The organism is Paenibacillus selenitireducens (assembly GCF_002021565.1).
Taxonomy (GTDB): domain Bacteria; phylum Bacillota; class Bacilli; order Paenibacillales; family Paenibacillaceae; genus Paenibacillus_K; species Paenibacillus_K selenitireducens.
Map to the genome: position 1 here is coordinate 586949 of NZ_MSZX01000003.1, position 22491 is coordinate 609439.

At 47.7% G+C, this 22491-nt stretch carries 20 protein-coding genes; 18 read left to right on the forward strand and 2 right to left on the reverse strand.

Features of this window, described 5'->3' with window-relative positions:
- The first annotated feature begins 88 nt into the window (after positions 1–88).
- From BVG16_RS10400 to BVG16_RS33330, 5 genes are all read left to right on the forward strand, one after another.
- Positions 89–1735, forward strand: coding sequence for an AraC family transcriptional regulator (locus BVG16_RS10400; protein ID WP_078498467.1), 1647 nt, complete (start codon positions 89–91; stop codon positions 1733–1735).
- A 118-nt stretch (positions 1736–1853) separates the two neighbouring features.
- Positions 1854–2849 (forward strand): ABC transporter substrate-binding protein, encoded by a 996-nt coding sequence (locus tag BVG16_RS10405; RefSeq protein ID WP_078498468.1) that lies wholly within the window; start codon positions 1854–1856, stop codon positions 2847–2849.
- 24 nt (positions 2850–2873) lie between these two features.
- Positions 2874–3884 (forward strand): FecCD family ABC transporter permease, encoded by a 1011-nt coding sequence (locus BVG16_RS10410; RefSeq protein WP_078498469.1) that lies wholly within the window; start codon positions 2874–2876, stop codon positions 3882–3884.
- A complete protein-coding gene (locus BVG16_RS10415) occupies positions 3877–4899 on the forward strand; it encodes a FecCD family ABC transporter permease (protein ID WP_078498470.1) in 1023 nt (340 codons plus the stop codon). The genes BVG16_RS10410 and BVG16_RS10415 overlap by 8 nt, the downstream gene beginning before the upstream one ends.
- 14 nt (positions 4900–4913) lie before the next feature.
- Positions 4914–6485, forward strand: a complete 1572-nt coding sequence (locus tag BVG16_RS33330; protein WP_233146986.1) for an alpha/beta hydrolase — start codon at positions 4914–4916, stop codon at positions 6483–6485.
- Between the two features lie 114 nt (positions 6486–6599).
- On the opposite strand, the gene BVG16_RS10425 is transcribed toward BVG16_RS33330, so the two are convergent.
- Entirely contained in the window at positions 6600–7766 is a 1167-nt protein-coding gene (locus BVG16_RS10425) for an MFS transporter (protein WP_078498471.1), read from the reverse strand.
- A 127-nt stretch (positions 7767–7893) separates the two neighbouring features.
- On the opposite strand from BVG16_RS10425, the gene BVG16_RS10430 reads away from it, so the two are divergent.
- Complete coding sequence (locus tag BVG16_RS10430; protein WP_078498472.1) at positions 7894–8217, forward strand: ArsR/SmtB family transcription factor; 324 nt, start codon at positions 7894–7896, stop codon at positions 8215–8217.
- A gap of 149 nt (positions 8218–8366) precedes the next feature.
- Here BVG16_RS10430 and BVG16_RS10435 read toward each other — a convergent pair whose 3' ends face one another.
- Positions 8367–9380 carry a tagatose 1,6-diphosphate aldolase gene (locus tag BVG16_RS10435; RefSeq protein WP_078498473.1) on the reverse strand — a complete coding sequence of 338 codons (1014 nt, stop codon included), beginning with the start codon at positions 9378–9380 and terminating at the stop codon, positions 8367–8369.
- Between the two features lie 177 nt (positions 9381–9557).
- Between BVG16_RS10435 and BVG16_RS10440 the strand changes: the two genes are divergently transcribed.
- The 12 genes from BVG16_RS10440 to hrpB form a co-directional block, all read left to right on the forward strand.
- Positions 9558–9755, forward strand: a complete 198-nt coding sequence (locus tag BVG16_RS10440; protein WP_078498474.1) for a hypothetical protein — start codon at positions 9558–9560, stop codon at positions 9753–9755.
- A gap of 47 nt (positions 9756–9802) precedes the next feature.
- Complete coding sequence (locus BVG16_RS10445) at positions 9803–10132, forward strand: DUF2085 domain-containing protein (protein ID WP_233146987.1); 330 nt, start codon at positions 9803–9805, stop codon at positions 10130–10132.
- A 165-nt stretch (positions 10133–10297) separates the two neighbouring features.
- Complete coding sequence (locus tag BVG16_RS10450; RefSeq protein ID WP_078498476.1) at positions 10298–11455, forward strand: amidase domain-containing protein; 1158 nt, start codon at positions 10298–10300, stop codon at positions 11453–11455.
- Positions 11456–11544: 89 nt separating this feature from the next.
- Positions 11545–13023 (forward strand): oligosaccharide flippase family protein, encoded by a 1479-nt coding sequence (locus BVG16_RS10455; RefSeq protein ID WP_078498477.1) that lies wholly within the window; start codon positions 11545–11547, stop codon positions 13021–13023.
- Between the two features lie 242 nt (positions 13024–13265).
- A complete protein-coding gene (locus BVG16_RS10460; RefSeq protein ID WP_078498478.1) occupies positions 13266–13877 on the forward strand; it encodes a nitroreductase family protein in 612 nt (203 codons plus the stop codon).
- Between the two features lie 36 nt (positions 13878–13913).
- Complete coding sequence (locus tag BVG16_RS10465) at positions 13914–14309, forward strand: nuclear transport factor 2 family protein (protein WP_078498479.1); 396 nt, start codon at positions 13914–13916, stop codon at positions 14307–14309.
- 133 nt (positions 14310–14442) lie between these two features.
- Positions 14443–15213, forward strand: coding sequence for a DUF2087 domain-containing protein (locus BVG16_RS10470; protein ID WP_078498480.1), 771 nt, complete (start codon positions 14443–14445; stop codon positions 15211–15213).
- A 30-nt stretch (positions 15214–15243) separates the two neighbouring features.
- Entirely contained in the window at positions 15244–15639 is a 396-nt protein-coding gene (locus tag BVG16_RS10475) for a GIY-YIG nuclease family protein (protein WP_078498481.1), read from the forward strand.
- Positions 15640–15791: 152 nt separating this feature from the next.
- A complete protein-coding gene (locus tag BVG16_RS10480; RefSeq protein ID WP_078498482.1) occupies positions 15792–16604 on the forward strand; it encodes a pirin family protein in 813 nt (270 codons plus the stop codon).
- A 167-nt stretch (positions 16605–16771) separates the two neighbouring features.
- On the forward strand, positions 16772–18466 hold the full coding sequence (aspT, locus tag BVG16_RS10485) for an aspartate-alanine antiporter (protein WP_233146988.1): 1695 nt from the start codon (positions 16772–16774) through the stop codon (positions 18464–18466).
- 49 nt (positions 18467–18515) lie between these two features.
- A complete protein-coding gene (aspD, locus tag BVG16_RS10490; RefSeq protein WP_078498483.1) occupies positions 18516–20138 on the forward strand; it encodes an aspartate 4-decarboxylase in 1623 nt (540 codons plus the stop codon).
- A gap of 1055 nt (positions 20139–21193) precedes the next feature.
- On the forward strand, positions 21194–22491 hold a 1298-nt coding region (hrpB, locus tag BVG16_RS10495; protein WP_078498484.1), incomplete at its 3' end, for an ATP-dependent helicase HrpB.

Genomic DNA, 22491 nt, shown 5'->3' on the forward strand with positions numbered 1-22491 from the left:
TCCAATTGACTTTGATAATCATTATCAATAGAATGGTGGGTAGTTATTGTTCCTCTTCTGAAGAAGGCGGAATAGGGAGGAGTTCAAGATGAAATCTCTTGATCATATCGTACACAGCGATGAATCACTAAGGGTCGACCAAATGTATTTTCGATTCCGCGGTGCAGAGTACAGAGAAGGTGAAAATTGGGAGATGAAGCAGCAGCTAACGCCGTCCTACATACTTATTCTAATCAAAAGCGGACAAGGCAGCTTAACGATTGATCATACCACGTATCGTGTTCGACCGAACGCGGTTTATATATGTCCTTCCGAGCACACCTTTGGCCTGGAGGCGGATGGAATAGGAGCCGAAGAGCTTTTTCTTTTTCGTTTTGACGTGTATGGAGAGGGAGAACGAAGTGCGCGACGGTTGCAATGGCTGAAGAGCGAGCCGTATTTTCTGCAAGGAGAGGTGACGGTATTCCCTACGGGTTCACTTGTTGCTCCATGTGAGGAGATTCTCGATTATCTTGGATGTGCCGATGCGCTGGAACGCTTTCGGGTGCAGTATGCTTTTGAGCAATTGATCTATACCGTCTTGAAGAATAGACGCCTCATACAGCAAGATTCTAGAACCGCATTAGAATATGCCAGGGAGTATCTTGAACGGAATTATCACGAGAATATTACGATTGATCAGTTGGCGCGCATCGCCGAGATTAGTCCCAAGTATTTTGTGGATGTATTCAAGAAAACGTATGGTCACAGCGCCATGGATTATTTGACCGCTCTGCGTATGAATCGTGCTAAACAACTGATGGCGAGGTCCAGCGCAAAGCTGCGGGATATCGCGCATCAGATCGGGTATCAGGATGAATTTTATTTTAGCCGGAAATTTAAAAAAGAAGTGGGCGTGACACCTACGCTCTATATGAAGAAACGCCGTCGTAAAATAGCGGTGTATCAAGCCGCTGTCATGGGATTGCTGCTCCCGCTCAAAATACTTCCATATGCTGCGCCGTTACACCCGAAATGGACTTCCTACTATTATCAAACCTTACGCTCAGATATCCCCGTTCACTTAAGCGCTTATCGTCAGGGTGAGCATTCACATGCCGACAACCTAGAGGCATTACGCCAACATCCACCAGAGCTCATTCTTAGCTTGGATGATATTTCGGATGACGAGAAGCGGGAATTAGAGCAAATTGCTTCTGTCTATTATATTCCTTCTCGCGATACCAGTTGGCGGGAGCAGTTGGAGTTGGTTGCCGAGTGGTTAGGAGAGACCGCGGAAGCGGCGGCATGGTTGCGCAGCTATGATCATAAAGTTCGTCTCGCTAAGGAACGGCTGCAGCCGATCGTGCAGGATGACTCCTTTCTGGCGATTCGTATGCTCAAAAATCAACTGTTCGTCTATCGGAATCAGAATATCACAGAAATATTTTATGGAGATCTTCAAATGAGGGAAGCGGGAATTTCTCCGGGTCAAATGGATTGCGATGTTCCGTTGACCGTTGAGGAACTAGCCCAGATGGACGTGGATAGGCTCCTTTTACTTGTCTGTCAGGAGACGGAGACGCTCCAGTATTGGAAGGGGCTACAGCTTACCGTACCGTGGCAAGAATTGAAGGCCGTGAAGAATAAATCAACCTACCTCATCTCCTCGGATCCTTGGCGGATGTATGCGGCAGATGCGATAGATCGGGTTGTAGATGCGAGTGTTGCGATGCTGTCTGGAGATTGTCCATGATGAGTTCTGGATATCGTCCATGTTCGAATGCGGAGGTCTATTTTATAATCAATAATGATAATCGTTATCAATTACGATCAATCGATCGATAGATGTTGAGGGGAGAACAAGGAAAAAGATGAAGAAAACCATTTGGAATCTCGGAATCATTGCATTATTTATTGTAGTTATGACCGCATGCAGTTCGAAGGCTGAGGTGGCTGAACCGAAGTCCGAAACAAGCGGAACAGCAACGACGGCGAATACCCAAGAAGCAACGGCAACGTCGGCTGAGACAAAGACGATTAAATATTTGGATACGGAGTATACCATTCCTGCCAAGTCAGATCGGATCGTCATCACAGGCAGCATGGAGTCGATGGAGGATGCCGTAGTATTAGGTGTACAGCCTGTCGGTGCGATCAGTGTAGGCGGTAAATTCCCTGATCTATTCAAAGCTGTTACGGGTTCAAGCCAATCGTCAGGTGAGAAGATGCAGCCGAATTTCGAGGGGATTCTGAACATGAAACCGGATGTGATTCTGAGTTCCACAAAAGCAGGTCAAGAAGTTCACGATAAGTTAGGTAAAATCGCAACGGATATTCCTGTATCGCATATTTCGACCAACTGGGAAGCAAATCTTCGTCTGCTTGCTGAATTGACAGGTACGCAGGACAAAGCGGATCAAGCGCTGCAGCAATATCAAGCGGATTTGGATGCTGCCAGAGCGAAGCTTAGCGTCAGCCATAAAGATAAGAAAATCGTCGCGGTTCGAGTTCGGGCCGGCAATATCTATATTTACCCGGAGAAAGTGTTCTTTAACCCTTCGCTGTATAGCGATATAGGGTTTACAGCACCTGATGAGGTGAAAGCCGCAAAAGCGCAAGAAATGATGACGTTAGAGAAGTTCAGTGAAATGAACCCGGATTATATCTTTGTTCAATTCGCAGAGGATGAGAATAAGGAAACGCCTAAAATTTGGGAGGAAATTCAGGATAACCCGATTTGGAAAAGCATCAATGCTGCGAAGAACGGGAAAGTATTCGTGAATGTCATAGATCCATTGGCGCAAGGCGGTACGGCGTATAGTAAGATCAGCTTTTTAAAAGCAGCGGTGGAGAAATTGTCCAACTAATAGATATTGAAGTGAGCGATTGTGATGCAACGAAGACAGGGTCTGTTACGAATCCTATTATGGTTATCTCCAGTTCTGTTCGTAGGAGCGGTTCTCCTATCGATCATGTATGGAGCGAAAAACATACATCCAAGTACCGTATGGCATGCGATCTTTCACTTTGATGAGGGAGACGTGAATCACCAAATCATTATGCATTCCCGATTGCCGAGGGCGATAGGTGCGCTTCTGATCGGAGCGTTCCTAGCCATATCGGGAGCGCTCATGCAGGGGATGACAAGAAATTATCTTGCATCCCCTTCGATTATGGGTGTGTCAGATGGCTCGGCGTTCGTGATTACGTGCTGCATGATTTGGATGCCAGGAGGAGCCTCTTCTTTAGAAATGATTGCATTTTCTATGGTTGGCTCAGCCTTAGGTGTTGCGATTGTATTTGGTTTGGCTTCCTTATTGCCGCAGGGGATGTCACCCGTGAATATGGCCGTCATCGGTTTAATCGTCGGTACCTTTCTCAGCGGGGTATCTGCAGCATTGGCTTCTTATTTTCAAATCTCGCAAAATGTGAGCTTCTGGTATAACGCGCGAATGCATCTCATGTCGCCGGATATGGTCAAGTGGGCGATTCCACTCGGTGTGATCGGGATTTTGCTCGCCTTGTCGATATCGAAATCCGTCACGGTCTTATCCCTCGGGGAGGACATATCCAAGGGATTGGGTCAAAGAACAATGCTTGTAAAATTGATAACGACGCTATCGGTCGTTATTCTATCAGGAATCTCTGTTGCGCTTGCAGGTAAAATTGGCTTTATTGGTCTGATCATCCCGCATATTGCAAGGTATTTCGTAGGGTTGGATTATCGTCGCATCGTCCCTGTGGCAGGTGTTATGGGGGCGTTGTTTCTGTCGTTATCCGATTTGATAAGCCGATTCTTGAATTATCCGTTTGAGACGCCGATCGGTGTCGTTACCTCTTTGTTCGGCGTCCCGTTCTTCCTCTATTTGATTCGTAAGAAGGGGGGCGGGAATCATGCTTAGACAACCTGCGCGTCGATATGGCGTAGTGCTTATCACAAGTATGATATTGATTCTGATCTCGATCTATATTAGCTTAACGAACGGTGAATTCGACATGACCGTACGAGATATCGTGGAGACGTTATTACGTATTCATCCGGTACCCGAGCATGATTTAGTCGTTTTCGATTTTCGTCTGCCTCGGATTGTGATCGCAGCCTTGATCGGGTTCGCGCTGGGTATGGTAGGGGCTGTAATTCAAGGCCTAACACGCAATGGCCTTGCCGATCCGGGGATTCTCGGGATTAACGCAGGGGCAGGGGCTGCAATCGTCATTTTTACATTTTTGTTCCAAGGCTTACCGACAAGCACGGGTTGGTTCGCGATTATGGCGAAACCATTGTTCGGTCTTGTAGGGGGGCTTGCTGCGGCTGCCCTGATCTTTGTATTTGCGTGGAAGCGCGGCAAGCTGGATCCGCAGCGCCTGATCCTGGTCGGCATCGCGATCGGTTCCGGATTTGGTGCCGTTTCATTATTTCTATCGCTAAAAATGAATCCGCAGGACTTCGAAATGGCAACCGTGTGGTTGACGGGTAGTATTTGGAACGCGAACTGGGCTTATATCGCAGCGATGCTGCCATGGCTGCTAATACTTCTTCCGATTGTTTATCGCAAAGCGCATTTGCTGGATTTGCTCCAATTGGAGGAGATTAGTGTCAAAGGGCTTGGGGTGTCTACAGAGAGAGAAAAGATGATCCTTCTATTATGTTGCATTGGGGTCGTAAGCGCTTGTGTCTCGGTATCCGGGAACATCGGGTTTGTCGGGTTGCTGGCACCGCACATGGCTAGACGGTTAGTAGGTATTCGTCATCAGTATGTGCTTCCGATTAGCGGAACGCTCGGGATGTTGCTGGTCGTCTTATCTGATTTTATCTCGAAGACGGTATTCAAACCCGTTGAGCTGCCCGTGGGCATTGTTATTTCGCTCATCGGCGTTCCGTATTTTATCTATTTATTGTTTAAAGCGCGAAAATAGGAGGCAGAACATCCATGCAGGGAATGGTGTTGAACCAGACGTTAGATCAGAGAGAACTGCTCATCTACTTGCCGCCAACCTACAAGACGAGCGAATGCCGGTATCCGGTGGCTTACGTACATGATCGGGGAGATGTATTCGATCCTGAAGGGCACGATACCTTGCTTCAACTGGAGTCGATGTTCCAGCGAGGGGAGCTTCCCGAGGTGATTCTCGTAGGTATCGCGCCCATGGAGCGTAACGATGAGTATACACCCTGGTTCGCTCCTAAGTTGTCCGAGGCAAGAGGATATGGGGACTTCGGCGGACAAGGGGAAGCCTACCTCCAATTCATTGTTGAGGTGTGCAAGCCCAACATGGATCAGGAATTTCGTACGGATCGAAGACGGGAAGCAACGGGGTTAATCGGCAAGTCGCTTGGTGGGCTTATCTCTATGTACGGTGCCTGTCTCTATCCCAATGTGTTCGGTAGCATTGGCTCCATTTCAGGTTCTTACTGGTATGAGGGGTTCGTTGAATTTATGGTCGAGCAGCCCATACATCATCCTGCTCAGCGTATCTATATGGACGTAGGTACGCTGGAAGGCGGCAATAAAGATACGATACAGAAGTATATGGTTCCGCGTACACGTACGTTGCATGCGATCTTGCGAGCGAAGGGTTATGGCGAGGATCGCCTTCAATTCGTGATCGACGAAGGTGCTGATCATGCAAGATTGTCATTCGTTAAAAGATTCCCAAGCGCATTGAAATGGATGTTCGGTGGACATGACCATTCATTATCTAGTGAGGAAAAGGTGAGTATTCCGCGTACCACACGGTGGACCATCCCATCGCAAGATGGACAAAGTGCGTATCAAATCTTTGTGTATGTGCCTCACGAACCGCCTCCAAGTTCGGGGTATCCGGTCATTTATCACGTAGATGGAAACTCCGTTTTTGGGACCATGGTTGAAGCGATGCGCCTGCAATCGCGACGTCCCGAAGCTACCGGCATTGAGCCGGCAGTGATCGTGGGAATCGGCTATGAGACCGAAGAACCGTTTCACCCATCGCGGTTCTACGATCTATCCTTGCCGACGCCTGCCGAAGAACTTCCGAAGAGTCGTGATGGCAAGCCTTGGCCGGAACTAGGCGGTGCGGCAGTCTTTCAGCAATTCATTGAGCAGAAGGTTAAGCCTCTCGTGGAGGGGAACTATCCGATTGATACGCGTAAGCAAACGTTATTCGGCCATTCTTTTGGCGGGTTGTTTGTCCTGCATACGCTCTTTACCCGATCGGATATGTTCACCGCGTATGTTGCAGGGAGCCCCTCCATTCATTGGGCCAAGCGGCTGCTATTGGAAGCGGAACAACAGTTTGCTATAGCACTTGCACAGCATCCACGACAAGTGAAATTATTGATTGGCATTGGCGAACAAGAAACAGGGCATAACATGCTGGATAACGCGAAGGAGCTGGCAGAGCGACTCTCGGCACTTCGGGAGGACGGCTTGCAGGTGGCATGTAACGCATTTGAAGGGGAAGATCATACCTCGGTTCTACCCATTCTGATTAGCCGGGCAATCCGGTTTGCAAAGGCCTAGTAGATACGCCCCCCCTTAGAATAGACAATCGGATAAGCAAAGGAGCTTCTCCCATTGTCTATTCTAAGGGGTCTTTACGTTATCTTTTAGATGATACAAATGCTTTTCGTTATGTTAAGAGACTTGGCTTGGTCTTGTTGCTAATTTGCTGCGATAGAAAACCAAAACCGCAGTCGCATAGAATAGGGCAGCAAATGCGCCGATCGTCCAGAATTGCCCGCTCGAGGCGTATAATCCGCCGGCAATCAAGGCACCGACTGTCTGACCGGCATACATGCAAGTATTGGTTAAGGCTGCGATCGTTCCCCGTGCAACTGGAGAGAGGGATTGCAGCAAGCTCATGAGTAGTGTGAAGAGCGTCCCCATACAGAAAGCCATCACAAAGAATAGAATAGCCACCGCTGCGATATTGTGGGCAAACGACAGACTCAGATAAATCACGCTGAGAATGGCGATTCCGCCATAAAGTGTGCGGGAGTGCCCGAATCTTGAAATGACTCGAACGGCAAAGATGTTGCCGAGCAAGTTAGCTGCCCCGAATACAGCCATCATAGAGCCGATCGAACTGACCGATAGATGAAAGATATCAGATAACCAAATGCCTAAAAGTGAGAATCCGCCGAATAAACCGGTTTGAAATACAAAATAACCGATAAACGATTTAGGTGCTTTGGGTACGGAGAGCAATGTCTTGTAGCGTGTGATAATGGTCATTTTTACTTGTTCTGATGAGACGGGGTTTATAACTGGCATATAGAGCGAGATGAGAACGACAAGGACGAGTGTGCCGATACCTACCGTAAAGAAAGGAACGGACCAATGAATGACTGCCAAATACCCGCCTAATGGCACGCCTAGCATTTGGGAGACCGACAATCCGGCGGTTACAACACCGATCCCCTTTACAACTTGATTCGGTGCAACGATCGACGGAATGGAGGCCCAGATTTGCGGAGAGACAAACGAAGCGCTCACGCCGGCCAAGAAGCGGAATAGCAGCATAAACCAAAAGCTTGGAGCCAGACCGCATAAAAAGGTAGAAAAGGAAAATGCCAGCAGCCCCCAGATCATTACTTTTTTGCGGTTTAGCCCATCGGAGAGCGGTCCTGCAAATAGAGCGAAAACAGCGTAACCGATGGCGTAAGCGCTAACCATCCAGCTTGCGTGCTGTACAGAGACACCGTAAAGCTCGCGAAGTGTAGGCAACAATGGGGATAGCAAGAACGTATCCATGCCGATAAAGAACATCGTAGCGAATAAGAGAGACAAAATTTTGTTCATATGTCCACCGACCTTTCTTTAGAACAAATCATCATTTCATAAGTTCGATAACTATCGAACAATAGAAATATAGCATGAAGTATGTTATATTTCAATATATGAAAAAGAAAAAGGCAGGTGGGAGGAATTGAGACAGCTACACCATCCGAACCGCGATGAAATACTCTTGTCCTCGGTTCTTTATGCGCTTAGCGATCCAGCAAGGCTTCATATCGTGATGAGATTGCATGATCAAGATGAATTGCCCTGCAGCGCATGCAGTGATCTTGAAATCGCTAAATCGACGTTTTCGCACCATTTCAAGACATTAAGAGAAGCCGGGGTTATCTTTACGCGAATGGAAGGCAGGCAGCGGTTTATCTCGTTGCGAAAAGAAGATTTGGATGCGCGTTTTCCCGGACTGATGGAATCCATTCTTCAAGCCGCAGCAGAAGGTAAAGCCTCTCATTGAACGAGAATTCCCCGTTCTTTAAAGCTAATGGGAAACCTCTCTCTATGAATAGAAGCAATAAAAAACCGTTTCTCTGTAGGGTGCTCGGCACCACGCACAAGAAACGGTTTATTTTTGGCATTTTTAGAAAGAAAATATAAGTATTGGACTTAGCCAATGATTTCTAAATCTTCAGTGGAAGAACCGTAGATGGACCACCAAGGTTGCGCGCCGTTGTTCAACTCGGCATTCAGCAGATCAATGTTCTCTTTCCCTTGCGTTTGAAGCCATTTCGTTAAGCCTTCATCGCCGCCTTCACCGTAAGCTGCCACACCGTCGAACCAAGTGGCACGGCCGCATAACACGCCGCAGAATTGGGAGCCGGATTCAATCGCAAAAGCAATCGTCTCGCGGAACAATTCAGACGTTACACCTGCGCTTAAGTAGATGAACGGTACGGTTGATAGATCAGACGCTTCTTTAAAATGAGCTGCTGCCTCCGCGCGGGTATAGGCGATTTCACCCTTCGCAAAACCTTCCACGTAGTTAAAATTCACGGGTACTTCGAGCTTCAAGACATCAATGGCATAACGTTCTTTGGTGAACTCCTTAATGGTATCTTTCACTTTGGCTGGTTTCAGCTTCGCGAATTCCAAGCTCTTATCATCCGTGATATTTGCATCATAGACGATAGGCTCCACGAACAATGGAATATCCACGGCTTTGCATTCTGCGCCGATACGCTCTAAGAAAGCATGCTTCTGCTCGTTGATCTCAGCTGGTTCATTCGGGTCGTAATAGACTAATATTTTGACGGCATGTCCGCCGTGTTCTTTAATGCGTAATGCGGATAAGTCTGCGATTAGATCGGGAAGTCTTCCCGGTTCTGTCGCATCATAACCTGTTTTCTCATAAGACAAGAGAAGTCCGGCGTCTGCTGCTTTGGTTTTGATGCCTTCGGTCCCTGTTTCAAGGTCCAGTAGGATGGCGCTGACATAAGGCGTTAGCTCGCGTGATACCGCTGCTTTGAAGGCATAGACCTGCTCGATGCTGTAATCATCCCCTTTAACCTTTTGAATCATTTTCTTCATTGATCCGCGTTGGTCGATGGCGAGTGCGGCAATAATTCCTTTTTCGTTAGATAACTGTTGTAATCCTTCAAATTTTCCGCGTTGAATTTTCATCGTGGTCACTCCTTGTCGTTCAAATTAAATTCGTGAAAAGAATAACATAAAATCGGGGCAATTCCAAATGGAGGAAATAAAGGAGGTGAAACCCCCCGGAAGATGGTACGTATCTCTTATCGTGGTGTTTTCATATACTATGGAAAGTGTTATTGTTCATGAAAAGGGGGAATGGCCATGGCTTGTCCACGCTGCGGCAGTCAACAGGTACAGGTGGTCTCGGAATCGGAGACTAAGGGATTTGGTGCAGGAAAAGGTTGTTTGGGTTATTTGATTTTTGGTCCGATTGGTTTCTTATGCGGACTTTGCGGCATGGGAAAGAGCAAATCTACAGTATTCCGTATTTGCGCGTCTTGCGGGTATCGGTTTAAGTAATGCGGGAGAACAGCCTCTCCAGAGCCGATAGGATCTGGCTAACCCTGATGAAGATCGGATGCTCCGCGGGATGCCATCAGCGTGCAGACCGAAGTTTCTTCTTCAGATCCTATCAATTTCCAGTATGCGCAAGATGCACGGGGGTTGCTGTGGGTCAGATGGCCATGATCCTCCAGTGGATTTGGTTGCCCACGCCTCCCCTGCTCGTGTGTGTGATTTGCCTGGGGATTCTATTCGTCGATTGGTTCATTCAGCAGCGAGGTTGGCTGGAATCGACGAATCTGCGCAGGCTTTTGACGGGGACCATCGGGGGCTACGGCCTTATCGGTGTGTATGCAACCCTATTTCAAATGGTCATCCACCGCATCATCGGATAAATACGAAGTCGAAGAATGAGTAACGGACAGAACCCGGGACTCATTCTTTTTTGTTTAAAGCATAAATGATAATGAGGCATAAAGGTCAGACTAATAAGGATTATTTCATCTGCCGCCTTCTTTTATGGGGGAAAATGACAAGTGAGGGGGGAACTGAATTTTACCATGTTGCGATTTATGTATCTGACCCTAATATTCCTCAGTGTATGGAACACTTCGGTCCAGCCAGCGTCGGCTTTATTGAAGAAAACAATGGATGAGTCAGTGAAGGAGGAGCTTACTGCATTTGTAAGCCGTTTGTTCACAGATCGGGCACAGTACTTGATTGATCATGACAAGGATCATTTAATGAAACACTATGTGCAAGACATCGCGTCAAGCCGTCATGCACTGCATCGTGAAATAGCTAGAGGGGATTACGTTAAAGCATGGGCAGAACATCGAGGCCTTCACTTTACGGATGCACATAGTCATGTTCGAATTGTACGCATCGTTGAGCGTGGCAATGAAATATTCATCTCAGCTGTACAATCCTTACGGCTGGATTATGCCTATACCCATAGCAGACAGCCGGTTCAGTCATTTGGTATTGGAACCCGGCATGGATTCACATTGACCAAGAAAAACGGAATGTGGCAAATTCTGCGCGAGTGGTATCTGGATCCGCTTGAAGAGAATCCGAAATTGATACCCGATTCGAGCGGCATGATTTTCAGACCACATGAAGAGCGCAAGGACGGTTCTACGCTTGAGGAAGAGCAGGCTGTGCCTTCGAACCGAAAGCAGAGATACAATCGGCAAAAAGCGGTCGACTATGCGAATAAATATGCAGGTACGGCTTGGGGGGCAGGCCATAATAACCGCTACAATCAGAAATACCGCGATTATTCTGGTGAGGGTGGCGACTGTACGAATTTCGCATCCCAATGTGTCGGCGATCAAGAAGAGGGGGGAGGTTTGCCTAAAAAAGCAGGTTGGCGTCACATTCCATCGGTAGGCGGAACCCAGACTTGGGTTCAAACGGATGCATTCAAAAATTTCCTCATCCATAGTGGATACGGGCGCGTTATTGCATCAGGAAGCTTTGAGCAAATCGTGAAACCAAGCGACAGATTTCCGAAAGGGGCCATCGCAGCGCTGAAGCCTGGAGATTTAATCGCTTATGTGATGAAAGGCGATGTCGATCATTTTGCGATTGTTGTCGGCTTCGACGTGTTAGGATATGTGCTCGTGAATTGCCATTCAGCAGACCGGTACCGTGTTCCTTTTGATCTGGGCTGGGACAAGCATACCCGATATATACTTATTCATATTCGTGATTAATCCGATACTCCAGTACACAATGAAACATATTGCGGCGGTTCCGACCATACAATGGGAGGGACAAGATGAATGGTTGGTGATAATCATTGATGCTGCCGCCGCTGATGAAGCATACATTACTTCGCACTGGAGCCATCTTCATAGGAAAATGTATCGGTTTAGTTGGAAGAATTTTATTAACCAGATTGCTTGGAGCAGAAGGAATCGGCCTATACCAGATCGTTTATTCTTTCTTTGGGATCGCGATTATGTTGATTACAGGCGGACTGCCAACTGTGCTTGCATTGTTCACGGTGAACGATCCTGCCAGGGGATGGATCGTATTTCGCAATATTTGTTTGTACATTGTACTGATTGGGACTGCCTTCAGCTTCATGCTATACATGAATGCCGGCTCAATCGCCTCTCTGCTTGGCAACGAACAGCTAACGAAAGCATTACGGGCATTGGCTCCAGCTCTTCTAGTGGTTCCATTACTGCAATTGCTGCGGGGATACATGCAAGGAATTGAACAGTATGGAGCCATCTCCTTCTCTGAGATGGCAGAACAGCTTGTACGCGTTGCATTAATGCTTACCCTAGTCATGCTGTTCCTTCCGGATGGAATGGAGGCAGCGCTCGGCGCTGGTATTATCGGTACGACCGCTGGTGCGCTTGCAGCATTCTTCATCCTATTGCTCTACAATGCGAAGGCAGTTCAGTTCAGAACGACACCGGTACGACCACAACACAATGACAAGTATATGGGATATCTCATCCGTACTTCTCTAATTATCGGATTCACCCGGATGCTCGTGCCGGCTTCTGACTTTATCGACTCAATACTTATCCCAAGGCGGCTGCAGGCAGCGGGTTACACGGTACCTGAGTCTATAGCGATGTATGGCATCATTACTGGCATGGCACTTGTGCTTGCATATGTCCCCACGATCGTAACAGCGGCGTTGTCTCACACCATATCGATGAAAATCGCAGCATATTTCCAGCAGGGGCAGTTAACCAAGTATCACAGGCACATCGAGGATGTAATGAAGCTTGCTTGGACGTGGGGATTGATCAGCGGGGTATTTTTATTTCATTACGCAGAGCCGCTATCTTCCATGATTTTCGGTACATCCGCCGCCGCAGAGCCTATACGATACTTATCGGGGATTCCTCTCATCGTAGGGATCCGTGAACTAACAACGAGCATATTATGGATACAAGGACGTAAAAATACCCCGCTCACGGGGTTGATCGTAGGCATGGTTGTATCGATGCTGTTGCTGTATTTCCTGCTGGCAATCCCCGGATTCGGCTATATTGCCGCAGCTATTGGTGTTTTGTCCTTAGAAACGGTGGCAATGTTTTGGAACATACATAGGCTAATAAGACAAGGGACGAGTCTGTTTAAGGTGAGATGGATTAGAATGGACCTCATATTATTTATAGGTGCCTCCATGGTTATCATGCCTTATATGCAGATGGAGCGCCTAACCCTATACCAAGTGCTGTGCAGTATGTTTATTTATTGGACTTGCGGCGGTTGGATAGTCGGTTTGCGCATGAGGAAGTTTAATAAAGAATGAAGGAGCTTCTTATTTTCTCAGCTTTCGCAGTTTCAAAATCAGATGAACTGCATGCTACGAGAAGTCATGTTATTTAGATCAACCTCAGCGGTTTCTTTCGCTGAGGTTGACTTTTGCATATCCTGTAACTATAATGGTTACAGGGAACCAATCATCCAGCCTATGCTATGGAATGCGGTCAGGATGAAAATTACTAATGATATAAGTTTTTGGTCATAAAACATATAATGGAGGAATTCACAATGACAACAACTACAACAACTACTACTTTAAAAAATGCGATTATCAACCGTCGCTCTATCCGCAAAGTAACTAAAAATGCTGCGATTACATCAGAGCGTATCACTGAGATTATCAAGACGGCATTGCATGCTCCTACATCATTCAATATGCAAAGCGGACGCTTGATCGTTCTGATGGACGGCGAGCATGAAAAGTTCTGGGACATCGTTAAGGAAACGTTACGCGCCCGTGTGCCTGCCGAGAACTTTGACGCAACTGTACAAAGATTGCAAGGGTTCCGTGATGGTGTTGGTACGATTTTGTATTTCGAGAACCAAGCGACAATCCAAAGCATGCAGGTAAATGCGCCTAGCTATAAAGAACAATTCCCGTTCTGGTCGCAACAAGGCAGTGCCATGCTGCAATACGCAGTATGGATGTCTTTGGAAGCCGATGGTATCGGTGCGTCTTTGCAGCACTATAACCCGATTATCGATGAAGAAGTGAAGCGCATTTGGGATATTCCACAAGAATGGAGCTTGATCGCACAAATGCCATTCGGCGAGCCGAACGAGCAACCGGGCGAGCGCACGTTCTTGCCGTTCGATGAAATTGTGAAGTTCCATCAATAATTTAGCAAGAACAATTCGATCATTGGAGTGTTGGATATGCCGAGTCAGCTTGCGAATATAGACATCATCCGCCACACGTATGAAGGACCTCAGTATCTGCTGGCTGCTCTGACCGAAAGTACGGAATGGACCGAGGCCGCAGGATATCCATATGGGGGCACATACCATGGTGTGGCAAGCATCAAGGAGAACGTATTTGACCGCTTGGGTACAGAATGGGATGGCTTTACTCCAACCGTGCATGTGTATCATGAGTTCAAGGATAAAGACATCATCATTGCTGAAGGAACCTATACAGGGGTATATAAGGCTACGGGGAGATCCATTCACGCTGACTTTGTACATGTATGGGAACTGGACAGCGGGAAGATCGTGAAGTTCAAGCAATACGTAGATAGTCATATTGTTGTCCAAGCCATGACAAATGAATAAATCGTACCGTGAAATAAAAAAGCAAACGAATCCATAATTCGTTTGCTTTTTTTATGAACTTACCATTGCTTTTGTATAAACGGTTTAATATAATATCTATATAAAGGACAAACGACAATAGGATGTGTTTGGGATGAGTGAATTGAATGAAATGTTCTGGAATGCCTCAGTCGAACAGTTGAAGCAAGGTTATATATATGATGAGAAGAAAGAAGAGTATACATGTCTTGTATGTGGAGAGCGTTTTGTGAAAGGAATCATCTATTCTGAAGCAGATGTGATGTATGAGGCCTCTAAGTTCGCAGAAGTGCATGTTGCGCTCGAACACGAATCGATGTTCCATTACCTCACGGGCTTGGACAAGAAGCTGACAGGCTTAACCGAGCTGCAGAATGATCTGGTTCAGCTGTTCTACCAGGGCCGGAGCGACCAAGAGATTGTCAAAGAACTTCAAGGAGGCAGCACTTCCACAATTCGTAATCATCGCTTCTCCCTTCGGGAGAAGATGAAGCAAGCGCGAATTTTTCTAGCCATTATGGAAATGGCTGAGGCCAAGGGGGGCGCGGAACGTCCGCGTTTTGTAAATCCGCCGAAGACAGCGAAGAAGCTTGATGAACGTTATGCCATCACGGAAGAGGAGCATGCCGGGATTATAGCCAAATATTTTCCGGAAGGTCCTGAGGGGGAATTAATCGAATTCCCGCGGAAGGAGAAACGCAAGATTTCGATCCTTACGCATTTGATGAATCGGTTCGATGTCCGTGAGAAGTATACCGAGAGAGAAGTAAATGCCATTTTGAAGACAGCGAACGATGATTTCGTTACGCTTCGCCGTTACTTGATTGAATATGGATTTCTCGATCGATTGGAAGATGGAAGCCAGTATTGGGTGAAGACGAAATGATGGAAATACAAGTGAAAGGAAGTGAAAATCATGAACGAACACAAGCAAACACGCAAACAACTTGCTAAGCAAGTCTCACAGACACTGCGCCCCATGGGCGTCTATCAAATAGAAAATAAAATAAACGGGAAAAAGTTAATCGGAAGCTCGCTATACCTGGATACGGTCTGGAATCGTCACCTGTTCCAACTCCAAATGGGTGGGCAGCATGTGAATAAAGAACTCGCGCAGGATTGGAAAACGTATGGCGAGGATGCCTTTGCTTTTGAAATCCTGGAGCAGATTAAGCCAAAGGACGAAATCTGTACGAATCCCGAAGACATGAAGGAATACAAGCAAGAGATTGCAGTGCTAGAGGAACTATGGATCGAGAAGCTGCAACCCTACGGAGATCAAGGGTACCATAAGGTTCCTAGAACCAAATAAACCATTGAAATAAAGAAACGTCTTGCGAATGCCACGGTTGTGGAAGATGCGAGGCGTTTTTCTGTTTCCTGGAAAATGTGGAAGACTAGTATATGGGATTGTTGGAATGGTACAATAGTGTCGAATGACATCAATGGAATGGAGTGAGCCCTATGATCAGACTATATCCAACACAGCGTGTTAGCGACGGCGCAGGCGTTCTCATGCGACGGGTCATCGGTTCGACACAGTTTCAAGATGCCAACCCATTTTTACTTATGGATGAGTTCAAAAACGATGATCGCCGAGAATATGAGGCAGGTTTCCCCATGCATCCGCACAAAGGCTTTGAAATCATTACATACATGAAGAAGGGTGCATTCTCGCATCGGGATTCAAGCGGTCATGAAGGTCATTTGGGCGAAGGCGGTGTACAATGGATTACCGCAGGCAAGGGAATTCTCCATGAGGAATTGCCGGAGAAATTCGATGGTGATTTGCTCGGATTTCAGTTGTGGGTGAATTTGCCGAAGGATCATAAGTTAACGGAGCCGCAATATTCCAACTTTGCTGCAGAATCAATCCCGGTTGTTCAGCATGAGGGACTGCAGGTGAAGGTGATTGCGGGAACCTATGAAGATCAAGAAGGGCCCGTGCATACGCACCACCCGATTCACTATCTGGATGTCATGTTACATGGCGGCGAATTCGCTGTGGAAGCTAACGAGGTGAATGTCATCTTCATTACGGGCGGCGAAGTTACGATTGAAGCAGACGGCGAGAAGAGTATTGTGCATGAAGGGACCATTCTATCGATTACAGACGTGAAGACGATCACTGCGCATGCGAACGAGGGCAGTATGGTGATGCTTCGCGCGGCGGCACTTCGTGAACCAGTTGTGAAATACGGTCCGTTTGTGATGAATACCTGTGAAGAAATTGAACAAGCCATTCAAGAATATCAGAACGGCGAGTTTGCGAAATAAATAGGGATAGAAGTAAATCTTGAGGCCTTTCCTAGCGGGAAGGCTTTTTTGGTAGGTTCGCTTCTTAGGTGGAAAGATGAGGGAATGATGTTTATCCTTGCAGGTTATCCTATAGAATGTTATGAAATTACGCGTTGTACAGGCTACGAAACGCAAGGAGGAACCCTATGCTGCACTGGGCACATGATCTATTGGAGAAATACCCGGAACTGGCGATATTCCTAACGTTAGGTATTGGCTATGCCGTAGGCAAGATTAGAATCGGATCTTTCAAAGTGGGTGCTGTGACAGGGACGCTGCTCACCGGGGTGCTTGTCGGTCAATTAGATATCACGGTGGCACCCGTCGTGAAATCGTTCTTCTTCTTGCTCTTCTTATTCGCGATGGGGTATCAGGTAGGCCCGCAATTCGTGCATGGCTTGAAGAAAGAAGGGTTGCCCCAAGTACTCTTCGCTGTCATTGTATGTGTCGTCGGTCTAGCCTCCGCGTATGCGGGTGCGCTTATTCTTGGTTATAATCCGGGACAAGGCGCAGGACTGCTATCAGGTGCGCTTACGCAATCTGCAGCCATCGGCGTAGCCTCCGACTCGATTAACGCATTACATCTCGCACCCGAAGAACAGAAATCCATGATTAGTTTCGTGGTCGTAGGGTATGCCATTACCTATATATTCGGGACCATCGGTGCTGCTTGGTTCCTATCATCCATCGGACCCAAAATTCTTCGTATCAATCTTGTAGAAGAGTGCAAGAAACTGGAGGAGCAGGTGGGCGTTACCGCGACGAATGAGGAAGTAAGTTCGAGTTATCGCTTCAACGTATATCGCGCCTATCGCGTGGAGAGTTCGCATTATATTGGTAAAACCATTGAAGAGATTGAACAATTCTTCAGGGACAAAGGGAACCGGATCTTTATCCTTAAGGTCAAAACGCTCGAAGGCATGGTGGATGCAACGCCCCAAATGACCCTGCGGTCGAATGACATTGTCGTCGTAGGGATGACCAAGCAGAATATGGACATGTTCGTTGATGACGTGATCGGCGAGGAGGTTTTTGACGAAGATTTCTTCGATTTCTCGATTGAAACCTTGGATGTGGTCGTCAGCAGCAAAGCGGTTAGAGGTATGACCATTCATGATATTTCTTTCAAAACATTAACCCGTGGTGTCTATGTACAAGGTATCAAAAGGCAAGGCGAGATGCTTCCGCGTCGCGTTAACACGAAGGTGCATCGTGGCGATGTGCTTATCCTTGTTGGACCGCAATCGGCTGTGGATGGCGTGGCGAAAAAGATTGGCTATCCAGCTCATCGAACGAGTGAGTCTGACATGATCTTCGTCGGGTTCGGGGTATTGCTGGGCGGTCTGATTGGTATTCCAACCGCGCATATTGCAGGGATCCCCTTAAGCCTAACGACGAGTGGAGGAGCTCTCATTATGGGATTGATCTTTGGGTGGCTGCGGTCGTTGTATCCAACATTCGGCCGCATTCCCGAAGGGGCTGTATGGGTATTTAATAATGTCGGCTTAACGACATTCGTCGCTGTGGTAGGCATATCTGCAGGACCTGGGTTCGTATCAGGCATTAAGCAATCGGGACTCAGCATGTTTATTGCCGGGATCTTCGTCACACTCATTCCCCTCCTCGTAGGCGTACTGATTGGGAAGTATTTCTTCAAGTTCCATCCTGCCATTACGCTTGGCGCTTGTGCCGGCTCACAGACAACGACGGCAGCGATCGGTGCGATTACAGAGGCTGCGAAGAGTCAAGTCCCGGTATTGGGTTACACCGTTACCTATGCGGTCGGAAATATTCTACTGACGGTCTGGGGAGCCATTATCGTCGCTTTATTACCACATTAGAATTTAAAAAAGGCTCGCCATCATGATATGACAAAGGAGCATGCTACACATGACGGATAATTTGCAGCGTCGGGAACTGGAAGAAACCTATGGGAAGCTGAGCCCCTTTGAGCTTAAAGATAAATTGATCAGCTATGCGGAAGACGGGGCGAAGAAAAGCACGAAAATCATGTTGAATGCAGGTCGAGGAAATCCGAATTGGATTGCTGCAACACCGCGTGAAGCCTTCTTTACACTAGGTCAATATGCGGTGGTGGAAGCGCGGCGCGTAAGGAGTGACGGTAATTTGGCAGGGATGGCGAAGAAAGAAGGCATCTATGACCGTTTTAAGGTGTACGCCGAGCAGCATGCAGACCACCCGGGGATGGAGTTCTTGAAGAAGGCGGTCGAATACGGAATTACATCCCAAGGGTTTGATCCCGATGCGTGGGTGCATGAGCTGGTGGATGGCATCATTGGAGACAACTACCCGGTACCGGACCGCATGCTTCGCCATATGGAAGAGACGGTGAATGATTATATCATTCAAGAGGTGTATGGGGACAAGGACATTGGGAAATTCGATCTCTTCGCTGTGGAAGGCGCGACGGCAGCGATGTGCTATATTTTCGATACCTTGATTTCCAATGCGCTGCTTCGTCCTGGTGATAAAATCGCGATCATGGTCCCGATCTTTACACCATATCTGGAGATCCCTCACTTGCCGAGATATCATTTCGATACCGTCGAGATTCAAGCATCTGAGCTAAGAGAGGACGGGTCTCATACTTGGCAGTATCCGATTTCGGAGTTGGAGAAGCTGAAGGACCCCAACATCAAAGCGCTGTTCATCGTTAATCCGAGCAATCCGCCTTCGGTTGCCATTCAGCCGGAGTCGGTCCATCAATTGAAAGAAATCGTCACCCAGCATAATCCCGAACTGATGATCATCTCGGATGATGTGTATTGTACGTTTGTGGATGAATTTCGGTCTTTGATGACAGATATGCCGTATAACACGATTGGCGTGTATTCGTTCTCGAAGTATTTTGGCGTAACAGGTTGGCGGCTTGGGGTTGTTGCGGTGCATGAGCATAATATTTTCGATGAGAAAATAAAGCGGCTGCCTCCCTATGAAGCAGAACGTCTTGCCCGCCGATATGGTGCTTTAACGGAGCATCCGGAGGAGATTAAGTTCATTGATCGGATGGTTGCTGATAGTCGCCAAGTCGCATTAAATCATACGGCGGGATTGTCGACACCGCAGCAGGTACAGATGACCTTAATGTCAATTTACGCATTGCTGGATCGGGAGGATGTCTATAAGAAGCAGACGATGGAAATCTGCAGGAGACGTCAGAAATTGCTCTACGAAGGGCTCGGCATCGAACTCCAGCATGATCCATACGATGCCGCGTATTATTCTGAGCTGGATATTATGGAATGGGCTCAACGCACGCATGGGAAGGAATTTGGCGATTATCTGGAGAAGAATTATTCGCCAATCGACATTCTGTTCCGACTGGCAGAAGAACATTCCATCGTGCTGCTGAATGGCGGGGGATTCCGAGGACCAGCATGGTCTGTTCGCTTCTCGCTTGCCAATCTGGATGATGAATCTTATCTCCATATTGGACAGATGGTTCGTCAAACGGTGGAAGCCTATGTAACAGCATGGAAGGATTCGAAGTAATCGAAGGAATCAAAGGAATCGAAATAACGGGCGGCTGCGGCAAGGCCACTGAAAAAGTACCTTCAACCTAAATAAGCGAGCCTGCCTCGATATTTATTAAGGAAAGTCTGCTCGAGGAATGGGTGAATAAATATTGACTCGATCATGGCCGTAATGATGTACACCCAATTCGTATGAGGAAACTAAGTAAGAATAGATACAAGAGAGAGGCGACTATTCGTTCATAATTGAACAAATAGTCGCCTCTTAAATTAGAACCATCATAGAAATGAAAAACATAAGTTATGCAGTACCTTCGGTCTTTCGACTGAACTTTTTTCTCCCCTTAATGCTATGTTGGATATATGCAGGGTAAGACGACCGACGGAGCTTTGCTACTCATCTATATTGGATTTATGTAGGATAGGAGCCATGAATTGACTGTTACTGGCGTTATTCATCCTTGTATGTTGGAAATATACACTATAGACGCTTAAATATAGGCAAATCCGTTAAAGTTATTGGATTTATCCAACATAGCAATCTTCATCTTTATCTGCATCATCGTTATTGTTCCCACAATAGAATTTTTAGTTTCGATGTATCGAAACTAAAAATTCTATTTGGCGATAAAAACCACCTCTAAACGCGGTCGCTCATCTGTGAATGGACCTCGACAGAGCTTTTTCTCATAACACAAATTTTTCAGTGCCCTCGCTGCGGCTGCCTGTTTGATCCGATGATTAGAAACAATCACGGCACTGAACTGCACTGCACGACATCACGAAAAATGTCGTTCATCGTTTTTTCATTGATTGGAACATGAAGGGCTTGTTTTGCATATACATCAAGTATTTCAAGTACTGGATGTCATTAAGAATGGATAATAACAGCATCGATCAAGTGCACCGAAATTTAGAGGATTTGGCGCAACGCGTTCAAACCATATTTTGAAGTTCATCATAAAAATCACACATAGAGCCCATCGCTCGGGAAATCGAGGAGAGGGCTTCATTTTGGTTCACATATGTTATGATAGTAACAAAGGATTTTGAAGTTAAGTAGGAGTGGGTAGGATGGTGCAGTTGCCGATTCAATCGGTGCTTCCGGCACTGAAGCTTAAGCTGCAGGAGGCGCCCAACGCCGTTCTTGTTGCCGCGCCAGGGGCAGGGAAAACGACGCAAGTGCCGTTGGCATTATTGCATGAACCTTGGTTAGAAGATCGACAGATCATTATGCTGGAGCCGCGCCGGTTGGCGGCGAGATCCGCAGCAGCGTATATGGCATCCCTACTCGGAGAGCAGGTAGGGCAGACCGTGGGCTACCGGGTACGGCATGATACGCGTGTCAGTACGAAGACACGGATTGAAGTCGTGACAGAAGGGGTACTCACCAGAATGCTTCAAGAGGACCCGGCTTTAGAGCATGTCGGACTTCTTATTTTCGATGAATTTCACGAACGTAATCTGCATGCAGATGTAGGGTTGGCGCTTGCGCTGGAGTCGCAAGCCGTGCTGCGGGATGATTTGCGCATCCTGGTGATGTCCGCAACCTTAGATGCGGAGCTGATTGCCGAGTTGTTACAGCAAGCGCCGATCGTTCGAAGCGAAGGGCACATGTATCCCATTGTGACTCATCATGCGGCACTTCGTATGGAGGGGAAAATGGAGCCGGCCGTCGCCGCTGCCATTATGCAAGCGATGCAGCAGGATGAAGGCGATGCGCTTGTCTTCCTGCCGGGAGCGGGTGAGATCCGACGAACAGCCGCCTTATTGGATGAACGTCTTAAGGGTACGGGGATGCAGGTCCGGATTGCACCGTTGTATGGCAGCTTATCGCAGGAGGAGCAAGATGCAGCAATTGCGCCGAGTACGACAGGGGAACGCAAGGTTGTGCTTGCGACATCGATTGCGGAGACCAGCTTGACTGTCGAAGGTGTTCGCATCGTTATCGATAGCGGATGGATGCGAGTGCCCCGATTCTCTCCGCGAACCGGAATGATGAGATTGGAGACGATTCGCGTCTCACGGGCTTCGGCGGATCAACGACGAGGACGTGCAGGACGTGTCGCGCCAGGAGTCTGTTATCGACTCTGGACGGCAGAGGAGGATCGCCACCTAGCGGCCCGAACAGCGCCGGAGATGCTGGAAGCAGATCTAGCGTCGCTGGTGCTGGAACTTGCCGCGTGGGGCGCCGAGCCGGACGCGCTGCGCTGGCTGGATGCACCGCCAGCGCCTGCGGTAGCGCAAGCGCGCGAGCTGCTGCGCCAGCTGGGCGCGCTCGACGCCCGCGGCGCGGTCACCGCGCACGGGCGCAGCCTCGCGGCGCTGCCGCTGCACCCGCGGCTCGCGCACATGCTGCGCCACGCCGAGCC

What these genes read in the sequence shown, in the direction of transcription:
- BVG16_RS10410 (WP_078498469.1), top strand. Translation starts at nt 2,874, where the DNA reads ATGCAACGAAGACAGGGTCTGTTACGAATCCTATTATGGTTATCTCCA.
- BVG16_RS10405 (WP_078498468.1), top strand. Translation starts at nt 1,854, where the DNA reads ATGAAGAAAACCATTTGGAATCTCGGAATCATTGCATTATTTATTGTA.
- BVG16_RS10470 (WP_078498480.1), top strand. Translation starts at nt 14,443, where the DNA reads ATGAGTGAATTGAATGAAATGTTCTGGAATGCCTCAGTCGAACAGTTG.
- BVG16_RS10445 (WP_233146987.1), top strand. Translation starts at nt 9,803, where the DNA reads ATGAAGATCGGATGCTCCGCGGGATGCCATCAGCGTGCAGACCGAAGT.
- BVG16_RS10465 (WP_078498479.1), top strand. Translation starts at nt 13,914, where the DNA reads ATGCCGAGTCAGCTTGCGAATATAGACATCATCCGCCACACGTATGAA.
- BVG16_RS10400 (WP_078498467.1), top strand. Translation starts at nt 89, where the DNA reads ATGAAATCTCTTGATCATATCGTACACAGCGATGAATCACTAAGGGTC.
- BVG16_RS10480 (WP_078498482.1), top strand. Translation starts at nt 15,792, where the DNA reads ATGATCAGACTATATCCAACACAGCGTGTTAGCGACGGCGCAGGCGTT.
- aspD (WP_078498483.1), top strand. Translation starts at nt 18,516, where the DNA reads ATGACGGATAATTTGCAGCGTCGGGAACTGGAAGAAACCTATGGGAAG.
- BVG16_RS10415 (WP_078498470.1), top strand. Translation starts at nt 3,877, where the DNA reads ATGCTTAGACAACCTGCGCGTCGATATGGCGTAGTGCTTATCACAAGT.
- aspT (WP_233146988.1), top strand. Translation starts at nt 16,772, where the DNA reads ATGCTGCACTGGGCACATGATCTATTGGAGAAATACCCGGAACTGGCG.
- BVG16_RS10450 (WP_078498476.1), top strand. Translation starts at nt 10,298, where the DNA reads ATGTTGCGATTTATGTATCTGACCCTAATATTCCTCAGTGTATGGAAC.
- BVG16_RS10475 (WP_078498481.1), top strand. Translation starts at nt 15,244, where the DNA reads ATGAACGAACACAAGCAAACACGCAAACAACTTGCTAAGCAAGTCTCA.
- BVG16_RS10460 (WP_078498478.1), top strand. Translation starts at nt 13,266, where the DNA reads ATGACAACAACTACAACAACTACTACTTTAAAAAATGCGATTATCAAC.
- BVG16_RS33330 (WP_233146986.1), top strand. Translation starts at nt 4,914, where the DNA reads ATGCAGGGAATGGTGTTGAACCAGACGTTAGATCAGAGAGAACTGCTC.
- BVG16_RS10455 (WP_078498477.1), top strand. Translation starts at nt 11,545, where the DNA reads ATGCTGCCGCCGCTGATGAAGCATACATTACTTCGCACTGGAGCCATC.
- BVG16_RS10425 (WP_078498471.1), bottom strand. Translation starts at nt 7,766, where the DNA reads ATGAACAAAATTTTGTCTCTCTTATTCGCTACGATGTTCTTTATCGGC.
- BVG16_RS10435 (WP_078498473.1), bottom strand. Translation starts at nt 9,380, where the DNA reads ATGAAAATTCAACGCGGAAAATTTGAAGGATTACAACAGTTATCTAAC.
- BVG16_RS10440 (WP_078498474.1), top strand. Translation starts at nt 9,558, where the DNA reads ATGGCTTGTCCACGCTGCGGCAGTCAACAGGTACAGGTGGTCTCGGAA.